Annotated in this window: 10 protein-coding genes; 7 read left to right on the plus strand and 3 right to left on the minus strand. The window is 49.4% G+C overall.

Annotated features, from left to right (window positions below; genetic code table 11):
- Window position 1 precedes the first annotated feature (1 nt).
- A complete protein-coding gene (locus FJ444_RS04280) occupies window positions 2–451 on the minus strand; it encodes a (2Fe-2S)-binding protein (RefSeq protein ID WP_140956690.1) in 450 nt (149 codons plus the stop codon).
- A gap of 231 nt (window positions 452–682) precedes the next feature.
- On the opposite strand from FJ444_RS04280, the gene FJ444_RS04285 reads away from it, so the two are divergent.
- From FJ444_RS04285 to FJ444_RS04295, 3 genes are all read left to right on the plus strand, one after another.
- Window positions 683–2,332, plus strand: coding sequence for an AMP-binding protein (locus tag FJ444_RS04285; protein WP_255438990.1), 1,650 nt, complete (start codon window positions 683–685; stop codon window positions 2,330–2,332).
- A gap of 22 nt (window positions 2,333–2,354) precedes the next feature.
- Window positions 2,355–2,723 carry a hypothetical protein gene (locus FJ444_RS04290; RefSeq protein WP_140956691.1) on the plus strand — a complete coding sequence of 123 codons (369 nt, stop codon included), beginning with the start codon at window positions 2,355–2,357 and terminating at the stop codon, window positions 2,721–2,723.
- A 294-nt stretch (window positions 2,724–3,017) separates the two neighbouring features.
- Window positions 3,018–3,407 carry a GNAT family N-acetyltransferase gene (locus FJ444_RS04295; RefSeq protein ID WP_140956692.1) on the plus strand — a complete coding sequence of 130 codons (390 nt, stop codon included), beginning with the start codon at window positions 3,018–3,020 and terminating at the stop codon, window positions 3,405–3,407.
- Between the two features lie 16 nt (window positions 3,408–3,423).
- On the opposite strand, the gene FJ444_RS04300 is transcribed toward FJ444_RS04295, so the two are convergent.
- Window positions 3,424–4,077, minus strand: a complete 654-nt coding sequence (locus FJ444_RS04300; RefSeq protein ID WP_140956693.1) for a dUTP diphosphatase — start codon at window positions 4,075–4,077, stop codon at window positions 3,424–3,426.
- A gap of 667 nt (window positions 4,078–4,744) precedes the next feature.
- On the opposite strand from FJ444_RS04300, the gene FJ444_RS04305 reads away from it, so the two are divergent.
- From FJ444_RS04305 to recD, 4 genes are all read left to right on the plus strand, one after another.
- Complete coding sequence (locus FJ444_RS04305; protein ID WP_140956694.1) at window positions 4,745–5,317, plus strand: hypothetical protein; 573 nt, start codon at window positions 4,745–4,747, stop codon at window positions 5,315–5,317.
- Between the two features lie 64 nt (window positions 5,318–5,381).
- On the plus strand, window positions 5,382–8,657 hold the full coding sequence (gene recC, locus FJ444_RS04310; protein WP_181405060.1) for an exodeoxyribonuclease V subunit gamma: 3,276 nt from the start codon (window positions 5,382–5,384) through the stop codon (window positions 8,655–8,657).
- A complete protein-coding gene (recB, locus tag FJ444_RS04315; RefSeq protein ID WP_140956696.1) occupies window positions 8,654–12,277 on the plus strand; it encodes an exodeoxyribonuclease V subunit beta in 3,624 nt (1,207 codons plus the stop codon). Before recC ends, recB begins: the two co-directional genes overlap by 4 nt.
- A complete protein-coding gene (gene recD / locus FJ444_RS04320) occupies window positions 12,277–14,178 on the plus strand; it encodes an exodeoxyribonuclease V subunit alpha (RefSeq protein WP_140956697.1) in 1,902 nt (633 codons plus the stop codon). The genes recB and recD overlap by 1 nt, the downstream gene beginning before the upstream one ends.
- Window positions 14,179–14,192: 14 nt before the next feature.
- On the opposite strand, the gene FJ444_RS04325 is transcribed toward recD, so the two are convergent.
- Window positions 14,193–15,221 carry a succinylglutamate desuccinylase/aspartoacylase family protein gene (locus FJ444_RS04325; RefSeq protein ID WP_140956698.1) on the minus strand — a complete coding sequence of 343 codons (1,029 nt, stop codon included), beginning with the start codon at window positions 15,219–15,221 and terminating at the stop codon, window positions 14,193–14,195.

Genomic DNA, 15,221 nt, shown 5'->3' on the forward strand with positions numbered 1-15,221 from the left:
ATTAAACCTTCCCTGCAGCGGTTTTAATTGCCGCCCGAATACGCGGATAAGTACCACACCGACATATGTTGCCTGACATGTAATTTTCGATGTCTTCATCACTGGGGTCGGCATTTTTACTCAATAGCGCCGCAGCCTGCATCATTTGACCGCTCTGACAGTAACCGCACTGCGGCACATTGTGTTCCCGCCATGCCTGCTGGACCGGATGTGACGCATCTTTCGACAAACCTTCGATGGTGGTTACCTGTTTCCCTTGAATAGCGGACATGGGTAACTGACACGAACGGGTGGGTTCACCGTTTATATGCACAGTACAGGCGCCACATAATGCCATGCCGCATGAGAACTTTGTGCCTGTCATCTTTAAGTCATCGCGAATAAACCACAGTAGTGGCATTGCGGGGTCGCCGTCATAATCGAAGGTCTTTTGGTTTATTGTCACTTTCATGGTGAGTATCCTTCACACAGTGTCGATATCGACGTATAAAAAAACATGATTGATGAACGAACACAATGCCTATTCCTATTAATTACATGCTGAATCGATAAACGGTTGGGTTTTGTGCACAATCCGTTAACTTAACGACTATTTGCGCTTGTTTTCGTTGGCATTCTCTATCAGGTTTTTGTAAAGTTGTTGTTAATTATAATAACGATGTTACCTACCGAGGGATCAGAAATGCCAAAAGAAGTCACGGCAACGCCTCTTGAATGTTTGTACCGATGGGAATCCACAACACCCGACAGCCGCTGTTTTGTGCAACCGGTTAACGGGCAGTATCAGGAATACGACTGGAAATTAGTTGCTAACACGGTAAGGCGCATAGCCTATCGACTCGAAGCCATGCAATTAGACAAAGGCAGTCGCATCGCAATTCTGGCTAAAAACTGTGCCGAATGGATCATGACTGATTTGGCTATTATGATGGCCGGCCATGTCTCAGTACCAATTTTTGCTACCGCAGGCACCGACACTATTCAATACGTGCTGAATCATGCCGATGTTAAGGTCGTGTTTATTGGTAAACTTGACGACACTAACAACCAGATTGCTGCTATTCCCGACGACATCAAAACGGTAGCGTTTCCTTACCCTGGCATTAAAGCCGATGAATACTGGGCCGAGTTTCTCGATTGCCCTGCTATCACGGAAAGCCCGCTACCCAACCCGGATGATTTGATGACAATCATCTATACATCGGGTAGCACAGGTCATCCCAAAGGTGTAATGCATAGCTTCGATACACTCAGCTGGGCAGGCGCTCAGGGGCGGGGTGACCTCAGTTTATCCCAGCAGGATCGCCTGCTAAGTTATCTGCCGCTTGCACATATTACCGAAAGGGTGTTGGTAGAAATGGCGGCATTACACGCCGGTATGCAACTGTTCTTTGTTGAGTCTCTTGATACGTTCCAGCGGGATGTGCAGCATTGTAAACCTACGCTGTTTGTGTCGGTGCCGCGTCTGTGGACCAAGTTTCAACTGGGGATATTGCACAAGTTACCACAGAAAAAGCTCGATTTACTGCTGAGTATTCCGATTGTGAGTAGCTTGATTAAGCGCAAGATTAAAGCTGGCCTTGGGCTCTCAGAGGTAAAGATTTGCGCCAGCGGATCTGCGCCCATTCCGCCGTCGGTGATCACCTGGTTTGCCCGCCTCGGGATTGAAATTTGTGAAGGGTGGGGTATGACCGAGAATGCCGCACTGGGAACCGCTTCGCTGCCGTTTCGCCACGACAAAATAGGCTGTATTGGACATCCCTGGAGTGGCGTAGACATTAAGTTGTCTGAAGAGGGTGAGTTACTGGTGAAGTCACGCGCTAATATGATTGGGTACTATCTGGATGAGGATAAAACCAAAGAAGCATTTACTGAAGATGGCTATTTGCGAACGGGGGATAAAGCCACTGTCGATGCCGATAATTATTTTAAGATCACCGGGCGCATAAAGGATATTTTTAAAACCGCTAAAGGTAAATACGTTACGCCAGCACCGATCGAAGCCAGATTAATGGAAAATGTGCTGATAGAGCAGGTATGTGTAACCGGAGCGAGTCTGGCTCAACCGGTTGCCTTATTGGTCTTGTCTGAAGAAGGCCAGGAACTGCCTGAACATCAGGTAACGGCGTCGCTTGCAGACACCCTGCAGCAAGTGAATGCAAAACTGGAAAGCCATCAGCGTCTGGATCGACTGGTGATTATGATGGAAGCCTGGACCATCGAAAATGGCCTGCTAACGCCTACATTGAAAGTGAAACGTCATGTGTTAGAAGAGCGCTTCCCTGATATCATCAATCAGCGCTATCATGAACCTGTAGTTTGGGAATCTTAACGTATTATTTTCGGAGGCAACTATGTTGAACAAAGGACTGTTTCTCGGTGTATCGGCAATGATCTCAGCCAGTGCATTGGCAGGAGTGAATGAGCTGAATCAGGCGGCTACACAACTGTGTAGTAAGGTAAAAGTGTGTATTCAGCAGGAAGTCGCCGGTAACGGCGATATCCCTGCTTCCATGAAGGTGATGGTGGATAATATGGTTAGCCAGATGTGCCAACAGTTTGTGTCTATTGCCGAATTTAATGAATACCACGAATTAGTTGAACCCGCCACAGCGTGCCTGGAATCCATGGCGGTACAAAATTGTGCAACACTAATGGAATCCGAGCAGGAAACACCGGCATGCGCTGAATACCAAAAAATCGCAGATAAATACGAAAACTAATTCAACTATTGCTCTTCAAACGGGAATACCATTGTGTTCCCGTTGATATTACTACCACTTCCCGTACAGTCTGGTTTATTTAAAGCCAATATTTCACTCAGATTTTACCGCTAAATCGTTACCGTAATCGTACCTTTTATAAACCAATAACCCGAGGATACGGTGATTACAGGTGATTCCCTTATAGTGCGAACACTTCGGCAAGGCGACATCGCACCGTTGTTCGAAATGATGTCAGATTTGAGTGATCCTGGTGAATTTATGCCTGTGCAGCTCTATTCAGAATAGCAACTCATGTCAGAGTTTCAGCGCAACGGTTTTTGGCAGAATACGCAGGGACGATTATTAATAACAGATCTGGCTGGACAGATTATTGGAGAAGCGGGATTAGTCTGCACCCGCCATTATCTTGATGGACGCGAAGTGTACTACCGCATATTCAGCGATTATCGGGGAAGAGGTTACGCAACTGAGGCGCTTGCGCTTATTATCTCTTTTTTCTTTAACGCTACGTCCATGAATCGCGTAGAAGCCGTTACCGTTGTGGGTAATAACGCTTCGGAAAACGTGTTATTAAAGAATGGATTTGAATGTGAAGGGACGCTACGGCAAGCCAGGTATTTACATGGAAAGCGTGTGGATCTTAAGCTGTTTTCCTTACTGCGTAGCGACACTTCATACTAATATCAATAGCGTGTAGTTAGCCGGGATAACGTTCAGCCAGCCCTTTATATACCAGGTCAGCGTAGTCTGGTGCGTTCATGTCGAGGCTGTCCAGCACCTCAACCAAATGGGCGTTATCTTCGCGGCCATGCCAGGTTTTAACGTACGTACCGGCTTTGTAACCGTGGTCCTGACGGAAGAAATTCAGTACATTTTTACCCACATACTGACGATACAACTCATCACCGCTCATTTCGCTTTGCGTCACAATTTGCATAAATAAAGGTACACTGAACCGTTTGGCTGCGCATAAGCCGGTCATGAGTTCCAGGTTGTCCAGCAAAGATAGAGAGGCTGGTGCATATGACTGACCATCAAATTGTACATGTGGCGCGTTTTCGGCAAGCTCAGCAGCCAGTGCCGTTGCGGTTTCCTCAATATCACCGTGATAATCAATGATGCTGGCAGACAACGCAAAATGCCAAATATCGACCAATTCCATTTGTAATTGTGGCAGATCTTTTTCCTGCGCTTTCCACCATTTCCATCCGTGGTGGTCAATCGCTTCTACAGATTCAACCATCGCTGCCCGCAAGTAGCCATAACCGGCGGTAAGCCATTGCGGGTTTACTTTTATGTTCATGTTGTTCTGCAATGACAGCATGGTATTAAGTTGTTGTTGTGTCAGCATAAATATGTCCATTTTTATAATAGTGAGTGCGCTGTTGGTTCTGTTCCAAAGGCGCGAGCAGTATGTGGCACAGCGGCACTAACTGCAATGTCTAACGTTATTGCAAATGTTAGCATGGCAACCGGTAAGGAAAAACTGAAAAGGCCGGGAATTTCAGAGCACGTGTTGGTGAGCGCTAAGTGATTGCGCTAAGTGATTGCACTGTGTGGATGCAGGTATTGGCGTTGTTGAAGCTAATCTGCTCTTTTGCGGTGCGAATGCACCACATTGAGGAATAAATTATACAATCAGGCTGTAAATTGTATGTTAAGTTGTTGAATTTTAATATTTAATTATTTTGGCATCTATTCTGCAATAGATCATTTGTTAACTGCGCTGTGTGCTAGCGCTAACTTTGGCCGGTGCCAGGCAACGCCGGCTCAAAGTTGCTAGGATGTGGCCCGTAACCTTCCCCATACAGATTTTTCGTGTCCTGAGGTCTGTATGGGTTTTTTTATCTCTGCCAGCCACGCGCCGCACTATACTCGCTTGTTTATTAAATCACCAGTTATTTCCCTGCATATTTCTATCAAATTCGTTTCAAGGCATACTAGCCAAACATTCATTTTCGGTGTTGGCTAAACGCATATTATTGGCATATACCAAAGATCAGGTCAGGGAGAGGCAAATGCAGGTTTACACCCGGTTACTCATTCTATCGCTTTTCATCCTTAACGGCTGTGGTGCTACATCACCTTCGACATCCTTATCCTCATCCTCATCCTCATCCTCAAACGAGCCAATTGCGGTCGGGCAAAGTGTTGATGAGCTCATCGCCGATATCGAAAACAAGCACCCGATAAGTTACTTATTACTGGCCGCTAATCTGTTTAACACAGGTGATAAAGACCAGGCCGTGCAATGGTATTACGTCGGACAGATGCGATTTCGCGCGTATTTAATGGCAAATCCTGATCTGGACCCGTCGGCCGATGGCGCGTTGTATACGTCATTTCAATCTGTTCTTGGTGCGCCTATAAATGAATACGCCGGTGCCGATCCTGACGCATGGGTAACGCTTATCGACAATGCCATTACCTGGCATAAGCATCACCCCAATGGTTTCACGCCAAAAGAACAATATCCCGACATCTATGCAGAGATTGAAGCCGGGTTTATCTCGTTTAAAGAGCAGGTGGCGTCCAGTAAAGAAGCAATTCGCAAGCAACGCGCACTCAATGGCTTGCCAAATAAACAGTAATTTTGCAAAAAGCGGTGAAGACTGAGGCGTATAGCTGAATGGATAGAAAAGGATTGGAACAGGCTTGTTAACACTTTATCCCTCTAACAAACTGGAACACCTGAGCGTGTTGCTATCAACCCTGCTAGCCAGGCAGCCTGCAGAAGGGTTTACGCCCGATATCATTCTGGTTGAAAGCCCGGGTATGCAGCATTGGCTGAACATGCAACTGGCGCGTGAGCAGGGTATCGCAATGAACATTCTATACCCATTGCCCGTGCGATTTATGTGGGATATTGCCCGAACCGTATTGGGCGAAGCACGCATTCCACGTGAATCACCCTATCGGCGTGAGGTGTTGCGCTGGCGCATTTATAAATTACTCGATAGTGCAGAACACATCGAACGGCCAGACATGGCCAGAGTAGCCACTTATCTGGCAACAGACCACGCCCTGGGCAAACTGCAACTGGCGGTAAATTTTGCCGATTTACTTGAACAGTATCTATTGTATCGGCCTGATTGGCTATTAAGTTGGGAGAGGCATCAATCGGTAACCGATGATCCGGACGAACCCTGGCAAGCTTATCTATGGCGTGCATTAGTGACTGATATTCCCTTATATCCGGCGCGTTTGTACGAACAGTTAATCGAAGGATTAAAAGCCTCCCCCGACAAACTTGAAGGCCGGCTGCCATCGCGCATTATTCTGTTTGCTATTAATACCATGGCACCGCAGTTTGTTGGTTTTTTGGATGCATTGTCTGCGGTGATCGATGTACACGTATTTCATTTAAACCCGTGCGTTAATTACTGGGGTAACGTGGCGAGCCGGGGAGAGCAGGCCCGGATCCTGCGACAGCAAGGCATTGAAGCCTGGATGGCACAAAATCAGGATAATCCACTACTTGCTAACCTGGGTAAACAAGGGCGTGACTTATTTAATCAGTTAACTCAGTTAGACAGTTATGAAATCAGTGCATTCGATGCGCCCGCGCCGGAAGAAGAAAACCAGGCGCCACTGATGTTACACCTGATTCAGCAGGATATTCTGGAAGCGCGCAATGCAAACGGACTATCCTGCTGGCAAGCCAATGATCGCAGTATTGTGGTCAGCTCGGCGCATAGCGCATTGCGTGAAGTTCAGCATCTGCATGAGCATTTACTCGGTTTATTGAACGACAATCCCAGGCTACAACCTAAAGATGTGCTGGTAATGTGTCCGGCTATCGAGCAATACGCACCGTTTATTGATGCTGTGTTTGCCAGAGTCGGTCAGCAACGGTTTGAGGACGATGCCAGTCCCCGGATCCCCTGCAGTGTGGCAGATCGTTCGCCGCTGGATGCAGAGCCCTTGATAGCGGCGTTTTTATCGTTGCTGCAATTGCCCGATAGCCGCTTTAGCGTAAACCAGATTATCGAATACCTGAGTTTGTCGCCCTTGCAGAAGAAGTTTGGTCTAACCGAACAAAGCTTGCTGGTGATAGAACATTGGTTACGAGCAGCAAACATTCATTGGGGGCTGGATGGCGAGCACAAGGCGCGAAGTTCACAACAGGTCACCGACAGCCCGATGTTTAGCTGGTCCTGGGGTTTTAAACGACTCATGCTGGGGATGGTGGCGGAAGATCGCGAACAGTTGTTGGCAGATTGCGTAACCGTGCCCGATGTAGAAGGGCAGCAAAGTGTGGAGCTGGGCAGACTGATGCTGGTATTGGAACAACTGGCCAACCATACTCAACGCATGCATCAGGCCCGCACACCACTTGAATGGACCGACTACTTGCTTCAGTTAAGAGACGATTGTTTCACGCCGGCGCAAGAAGACAATGACACCTGGGAAAGCATAGGTAAAGCCATTGCTGATTTAACATTGCAAAGTGAACAGGCTGATTTTAACGGCGCGCTTAGCCTGGTTGAAGTCAGGGATATCTTGAATAAGCGATTTGGTACTCCCGATGCCGGCAACCACTTTATGACCGGTCAGGTAACCTTTTGCTCCATGCTGCCAATGCGCAGTATTCCGTTTAAGGTCATTGCCATACTGGGCTTGAACGATGGTGAGTTTCCTCGCAGTAACCCGCCCGGCAGCATTAATATCATGGCGCGCAGCCCGGCGCGCCTGGGTGATCGCTCGCGCCGACAGGAAGACAGATACCTGTTTTTAGAAGCCCTGATCTCTGCGCGACAGCATTTGTATCTTAGCTATCAGGGACGCAGTGCGCAGGATAACTCCGAGCGTCAGCCCAGCCTGGTGCTTCAGGAACTAATGGATTACTTATCGCAAGGCTATGACTGGCACACCAAACAGGCTTTACAGCAGGTTGCTTTGCATCCATTTAGCCCGGGTGCATTTACCGCGGCACAACCGGGGTTTTCCGCTGGCTGGTTCAGACTTGCCCAGGCTATGGTGAATCCACCGGATAAACAGGAGCAGGGCACCACACTCAAGCTGACTACGGCGGTGCAAAAGCGCAGTCTTACTACTCACGAGCTTACCCAGTGTTTTCGCGATCCATTAGCCTGGCTAGCCAGGCTGCTGGGTGTGTCTTTGGTTCAACAGGATAACGTACTGAGTGACGCCGAACCGTTTGAAACCGATAAATTAACGCGATATCAGTTTGTAGAGGGCATGGTGGAACATTATCGCACCAACAGCCAGGCAGCTTCCCTCACGCCGCGCTATCAACTCAGCGGGCGGGTACCGCAAACGCCCACTACCGAGCTGGAACTGTTGCAATGGGAGCAAGCTGCTCAGGTATTGGCCGACACCGTGTCGCAACACAACATTTCGCGAGGTTACTACCAGTTTGACAATGGGCAGTTACAGCTTTCAGCGTACTGTGAATACAGCGACAGCGCCCTGGTCATGTACCACGTAGGACAACACGCCACGCATCGCAGTTTCCAGGCGTGGTTAACGCTGCTGCTGGCTAACAGCGAAGGTGTAAACCTACCGCTTACCCTGTATTACGTGGATTGGAAAAAAGACAACTATCCTACCAGGTCCATTACGCTGCCAGCGATGTCGGCCGACATGGCTAACGAGGTGCTGGAATCGTTATCATTGGCGTTTAGTCAGATTGAACAGTCGCCTACCATTGTGCATCTGGCATTAGGTGAGTTGCTGGCAAAACATGCCAATATGCGAACAGACAGTACTGAATGGCAGCAAGGTCCGGAAGTAGAAAAGCGCTGGTCATCGCTTACTGATCCCAATAATGAGTTCAGCGTGTTGGGGCACAATCCTTATCTTGCCTGGTTTTATCCCATCCTCCCGGAGGCAAGTTCATTGCCCTTGTCGTTACTGGCGCGTATTTATGAACCCTTTTTCCAGGCGATGGCAGGAGCCAAATCATGAGTCTGTCTCATCTGAATGTGGCTGAGTTGCCCCTTACCGGTCGCCATTTAATTGAAGCCAGTGCTGGTACCGGCAAAACGTTTAATATCACGCGTATTTACCTACGGTTTCTGCTGGAAATGCGCTTGCCCGTACAACAAATACTGGTGATGACCTTTACCAAAGCGGCCACTGAAGAAATCCGCGGCAGGATTGCGGCTACGCTTCGTGAAGCACTGACGTTTTGGCATGCAGCCAATGAACAAGGTGTACCCGATAAAGCCGATCCGGTGATGTTGTCGGTATATCAAGCTGTCCCCGGCGCCGAAGGCATTGCTTTGTTACAAGCGGCGCTACTCGAACTTGATGATGCCGCGGTATTTACCATACACAGTTTTTGTAACAGGGTGCTGGGCGATATGGCCTTTACCTCGGCAACGCCACTGGAGCTATCGCTGGCAACCGATACCCGCGAATTATACCGGCTCGCGTGCGAGGATTTCTTTCGTAAAATCAGTAACGATGCACAGGCATTTGTGTTGCTGCAAGAACACAAATGGCATTCTCCAGAACGCTTTATTCGCCGGTTTGGCAACTGGTTTGATAGCACGGGCGAAATAAGTTGCACCGATACACAAACCATTCACAAAGAATTTGCTGAGCAGTTAAAAAGCCTGTCTGTCAGTTACAGTCTAGAGGCTGCAGGGATATGCTCGTCACTGCTTACCCAGTCAGGGCTATTTCAAGATACGGTGATACAGGATAAGCCTGAACGGGCCCAGGAATGGGACATCATTATAAACTGGCTGGAGGGCAATGATTTTTCTACTGTACCCAGAGAAGTCGGTCAGTTTGTTAACGGCAACCGGTTTAAAGGTAAACGCGAGGGCATGGAAGAAGCCAAAGCGGCTATCGAACCATTAAAAGACTTTCGCGCGCGCTTAAACGATAGTCTCAAACAGCTAAACGAAGCGCAAAGTAAACAACTGAGTAAAGTGCCCGCACTACAGGTTGTGCTGCAAGCGATCACCTTTATTCGCGCCCATGTGGCAAAACAAAAAGCGCAATTACAATCGGTGGATTTTAACGATTTAATTCGTATGCTGGCACAGCGAATTACCTCGCCGGAAAGTCCTTTAAGCGCGCAATTGCGCAGTCAGTACCCGGTCGCGCTGGTGGATGAGTTTCAGGATACCGACGCGGATCAGTATCACATTCTGGCCAACGTTTATTCAACCCAAGCAACGGAGCAGGGCCGTCATGCCCTGCTGATGATTGGCGATCCTAAGCAGGCCATTTATGGCTTTCGCGGCGGTGACATTTTTACCTATCTGGCCGCTGCCAGACAAGCCAGATACCGCTGGGTGATGGACACCAACTGGCGCTCCGTTGCCCCCATGGTAAATGCATACAACCGTTTATTCTGGGGAAATCCGTTACATCGCGAGCGACGGGATCTATTTGATTTTGAGATTGGTTATGAACCTGTCAATGCCAGTCCGGGCGCGAAGGCGGCCAGTGTGCCACTTCGTGATCCTAAAGCTGATAGGGCGGCGCTGACTTTCCTGCTATTACCCCCCGATCCTGAGCAAACAAATGGTAAGCAGTCTGGTCCGCCCAAAAGCGAAGTACGCAGCGCGCAAGCGCAATTATTAACCCGGGAAGTTTTGCGACTATTAAGCGAAGTGAAGCTGGGAGAGCGTTTCACTCAGCCTGGCGATATTGCGATTCTGGTGAAAAGCGGTAACGAGGCCCGTATTGTTCAACAGGCGTTGTCGCATCACGGATTACCCAGTGTGTATTTGTCAAATCGTTCCAATTTGTTTAACAGTGCAGAAGCGACCGATGTGCTGCGCGTGCTGGATGCTATCTGGCATGCTCATGATATGCGTTTAGTACAGTCTGCTCTGGCCAGTCCGTTAATCGGCTTGCCTGCCGCCAAAGTGCACGAATTACTGCAAAATGACGATGCAGCCGACTGGGATGCGCTGCTCACCCAGTTCAGCCAGTGGCGTGATGTGTGGCAGAAGCAAGGTGTGTTAAGTCTTATCCTGGCGTTACTGCAACATCAGTACATGCCGCCTGACACCAATGCTGAGCGCAGTGTTACCAATTACCAGCATTTAGCCGAGGTGTTACAGGAAGCGGCCAAAGGTTATCCTCAGCCCAGTCATCATTTGAACTGGCTGCGCAGGCAGGTCATTCATCCCGATCAGGCTAAAGAACAGATTCAGCGACTGGAAAGTGATGCCCGATTGATTCAAATTGTGACGCAGCACGGCTCAAAGGGGCTGGAATATCCCATTGTGTTTGTACCTTTCGCATCGGAATACCGCGATCCCACCACCATTGGCAAAGTAAAAGCCGATATTGTGCGTTACTACGATGAGGCCAACGCTCAGCAGCAGCTAAAGCTGGGGCCGGGGGCATCGTTGATGCAACGGGTGAAGCGCGAGGCTGACGCGGAGAGCATGCGCCTGTTGTATGTGGCTATAACGCGTTCTTCGCATCGCTGTTATTTAGGCGTGGCGGACACGTTGCAAAGCGAATTATCGTCGCTGGGTAACATATTGGCTCGCGAGCAGTTTGATAGCTGGCAGGCCGCGATTATGGCGTTAGTGAATGAAGGCGAAGGACATACAGCCTGCATTACAGCAGTGGACGACAGAGATCTTGTGCTGCGCACACCGCCTGTCACTGCGCTTACGTGTAAACGGTTTGAACGCGCACTCGACGACCCATGGCGATTGTACTCATTTTCAGCCTTAACCCGACAAGTTGCGCATACGCGGATCCGGCAGCGCGAGTCTGAAATTAATGAAGCCACAGCGCCGGAACCCGCAGTTGTATCGCCAGATCAAAGTGCTCAGCTGCGGTATACGCTTCAACCGGGCGCACAAAGTGGAAACCTGCTTCACGATGTATTAGAAGAGCTGGATTTCAGGGAACCTGACTGGCTTGAGACTGCCCCTGTAATTGCGCAGCGCTACGGCATCAGCGAGGCTGAACAACCGGCATTATTTGACTGGCTGGAAGATGTACTGAATACCCCGTTACGCGACGCCTTTAACGGCGATAGCTTTAGCATGAGTATGTTGCCATTGCACGATACCCTGCGCGAGGCGGAATTTTATTTTCCACTCAATGCGGTAAAACGCAATGCGCTGACTAAAGTATTGGCGCAGCACCGAGCGGCGGTGCTCGACCAACCGTTGCCAGTGAATCTGGAAGGGAGTTTATTGGCTGGTATGATGCACGGCTTTATCGATTTGATCTTTAAGCGCGGTGACCGTTATTACATAGCCGATTACAAATCAACCTTTCTGGGAGTAGGGGGGCATCATTATCAGCCAGATAATCTGGCCCTCAATAACATGCAGCACAATTACGACCTGCAGTACCTGATTTACAGTGTGGCGTTACACCGGTTTTTGGCAAAACGTATTACTCACTACGACCCGGAGCGGCATTTGGGGGGCGTGTATTATTTTTACCTGCGAGGAATGTCGGCACAACATAGTGAGCACAGTGGTGTGTTTTATCATGCGTTACCTGTGAGCATGGTGCTGGCTGTAGAACAAGCTCTCACCGGTTGCCAAACGCTCGTGGAGTCAGTTCCGAAAACAGGGAGCGAAATATAATGTACGCCGGATTTTCCCAATGCAGTGCAGCGCTGGCCGACATCGAAGCCATTGATCATTACTTTGCGCAAACCTTGTGTGATTTGTTGAAAAACGACGCTGCCTGGCCAACAACCGAGCTGACATCGGCTTTTCATTTGTTGCTTGCATTAAGCGTGAGTCAACGTCAGGGAAACGCTTGTTTATTACTGGACGATATTGCTGATCAAACATTGTTTGATATACCCGACAAAACCGGTTCAGGCTGGCACTTTGCGTGTTTACCTGCATTACTTGAGATAGCCCAATCGTTGGCTCAGTCACCTGTGTTACACGGTAAACTGCATCTGCTCGAACACCGTTTATACAGCGCGCGCTACTGGCAATTTGAGCAGGACATAAAAGCGGGGATTGAAGCCAGGCTGTTACCCGTGCCATTGGATGACACGCAGTATCAGCGGGTTGCTGCGTTGTGGCCTGCGTTATTCAACACACAGTCTGTTGATGAGCAGGACTGGCAACAAGTCGCCACTGCGCTCAGCGTGAATCAGCGATTTGCGATTATTTCCGGTGGGCCAGGCACAGGAAAAACCTACACCATTGCACGGTTGCTCATGGCCATGCAAGCGGCTTGGGATGGTAAGTTGTCTATTATGCTTACAGCGCCAACGGGCAAAGCGGCACAGCGCTTGTCTGAATCGATTGATTTAGCACTGAGTACCTTTATGGGTAATGAGCCGTTGGCACGATTAGGCGATAAAATTCGCCAGCAAGCGATGACCTTACACCGTTTACTGGGCATGCCGCGTTGGGGGATTCACTGCCGGGCAAACGCCGACCGACCATTGAATGCAGATGTGGTGGTAGTGGATGAAAGCTCCATGATTGATTTGGCACTGATGGCACGGTTGTTCCGGGCCCTGGGACCAGATACCCGCATTATTTTAGTGGGCGATCCGAATCAGCTACCGTCTGTTGAAGCGGGTAATGTGCTGGGTGATATCCTTGCGGCCATGAACAAAAGTGCCTGCGACTCTGTGTCAGTAAGTGCGGCGGCGCAATTTGCCAGATTGTGTCCTCACTTGCCTGCATTGGCTAACACCGACAAGCAGGATGAGCCAGACTGTCATTTTACCCTGATAAACGCACAGCGATTTGGCGGGGATTTGGCCGATGCCGCCAGTGCAATCTCCGCCGGTGATACGCACACTTTAGTGCGTAGTCTGGAAAGCGTGAAATCAAAAGCTGTGGCCGACATTGAAGGGGTGGCTATGTGCGAACCTCAGGCACTGGAAAAGCAGTTTGCCCAAACGGCGAAAGCGTGCTTTGACCCGGTTAATCAGGCCGGCAGTTTGAGTGATGCAATAAAAGCCCTGCTAAATGTGCGATGGTTAACGCCATTCCGACAAGGCGAGTTTGGCGCGATTGCACTCAATGAGCGCATCGAAACCCTGATGTCTCCTACGGGCACGGCCGGGCAGTTTTACCGCGGAAAGCCCATTATGGTGGTAGAAAATCACTATAGTATGCGGTTATTTAATGGCGATGTTGGCATTGTATGGCCTGCTGCAAATGGCCAACTGAAAGCCTGGTTTACAGCCGACAACGGCGCGTTTCGCGCAGTGCCACTTACCCGGTTGCCCCGATTTGAAACTGTGTACGCCATGACCATTCACAAGTCCCAGGGATCGGAATTTGCCCAGCTATTACTTTGTTTACCTGAACCACCCTCAAAACAGGCGGCGGCTATTTGTACCCGTGAATTGGTGTATACCGGCCTCACCAGGGCCAAGCGAGGCTGTGTTCTTGTAACTACAACCGAAACGTTGCGCACTGCGGTTGCCTTGCAACAACGTCGCAAAACCGGGATGAAACAAGCGCTAGCGCCCTTGTTTCAAGGTGCGTCATCGGGTAATTCTTGATAGTGTAATGCCAGTTAGTCGGTTTCGATGAAGTAAAGTAAACAGTCGCTTTTGGCGATGTCAATGCGTGTGGTGACCATAAAAAACTTGAGCGGTTTTGTAACGGTGAGCTGGTTATTGTCAGCACTGAAATAATGTTCTACCAGTTCGCCACGCTGATGACCTCCCAGACGGAAATGTTCGAGTTTTGCATGGTCAACCCAGCCCAGAATGTCACCCGGTTGTGTGGTACCAAAATTGCGTTGTTCGATATCCTGGCGAATGGTGATACTGGCACCGAATACCGGCCTCTCGGCAAAGGCCAGCGACGCTTCTTTATGTATTTCCAAACGTCGGGGTTGCCCCAACACTTCAATGTGCTGGCGCTGGGTAAACACATTTTCTTCACTCAGATACGATTTTAAACCCTCATAAGCATTGATATGCGCAATGTCATCCTGTGCACCTCCGGCTTCAATAGTGACAACCGGGCAGCAAAAAGGCACTTCCATAACAGCACCCAGCTCAATGTCGGTGTGAATAAACCAGCGGGTGAAGTGAGACGCAAGCGCCTGATGTTTTGCGGTAAGCCTGCGGCTGACACTGAAGGCTGGACCACTGCCTGAAGTGTTGTGCAGATCTATGATGGCTTCGGGCGCGAGATCGACCAGATAATCGATAACCTGCTTGGCAAGATGTCCGTCTTCACCACTGTAGGGTGGCTTGAAACAGCGATTGATGTCTTTGTGTTGCGGCAGTGCCCGGTATCGGTATCCTGGAGCTTCCAGTGCAGCAGGCACTGATACGACGAAAAAAGTGGTATCCGCAAATGGTTGAAACTTCTCTTGAAGCAATTTGTACAATGCCAGGAAGCCCGATGGTTCATTGCCATGTAACAGGGTGATCACGGCGCGGCGCTGTCGCGTTTTTCCTTTTATTCTGATAATTGCAGGGCCTTGCAGCGCCTGTAAAAACTGGAAGCTTGTAGCGGGTAAGCTTATCTCATCAGCGTTAAGTAGCTGAAATCCTGGTAGCGTGGGGGTGACAATATGCGCAAATCCCAT

The organism is Aestuariibacter sp. GS-14 (assembly GCF_006494365.1).
GTDB classification, from domain to species: Bacteria; Pseudomonadota; Gammaproteobacteria; order Enterobacterales; family Alteromonadaceae; genus Alteromonas; species Alteromonas mangrovi.

Coding starts and splice junctions, on each gene's coding strand:
- recD (WP_140956697.1), top strand. CDS start 12,277: ATGTACGCCGGATTTTCCCAATGCAGTGCAGCGCTGGCCGACATCGAA.
- FJ444_RS04285 (WP_255438990.1), top strand. CDS start 683: ATGCCAAAAGAAGTCACGGCAACGCCTCTTGAATGTTTGTACCGATGG.
- FJ444_RS04295 (WP_140956692.1), top strand. CDS start 3,018: ATGTCAGAGTTTCAGCGCAACGGTTTTTGGCAGAATACGCAGGGACGA.
- FJ444_RS04290 (WP_140956691.1), top strand. CDS start 2,355: ATGTTGAACAAAGGACTGTTTCTCGGTGTATCGGCAATGATCTCAGCC.
- recB (WP_140956696.1), top strand. CDS start 8,654: ATGAGTCTGTCTCATCTGAATGTGGCTGAGTTGCCCCTTACCGGTCGC.
- FJ444_RS04280 (WP_140956690.1), bottom strand. CDS start 451: ATGAAAGTGACAATAAACCAAAAGACCTTCGATTATGACGGCGACCCC.
- FJ444_RS04325 (WP_140956698.1), bottom strand. CDS start 15,221: ATGGGATTTGCGCATATTGTCACCCCCACGCTACCAGGATTTCAGCTA.
- FJ444_RS04300 (WP_140956693.1), bottom strand. CDS start 4,077: ATGCTGACACAACAACAACTTAATACCATGCTGTCATTGCAGAACAAC.
- FJ444_RS04305 (WP_140956694.1), top strand. CDS start 4,745: ATGCAGGTTTACACCCGGTTACTCATTCTATCGCTTTTCATCCTTAAC.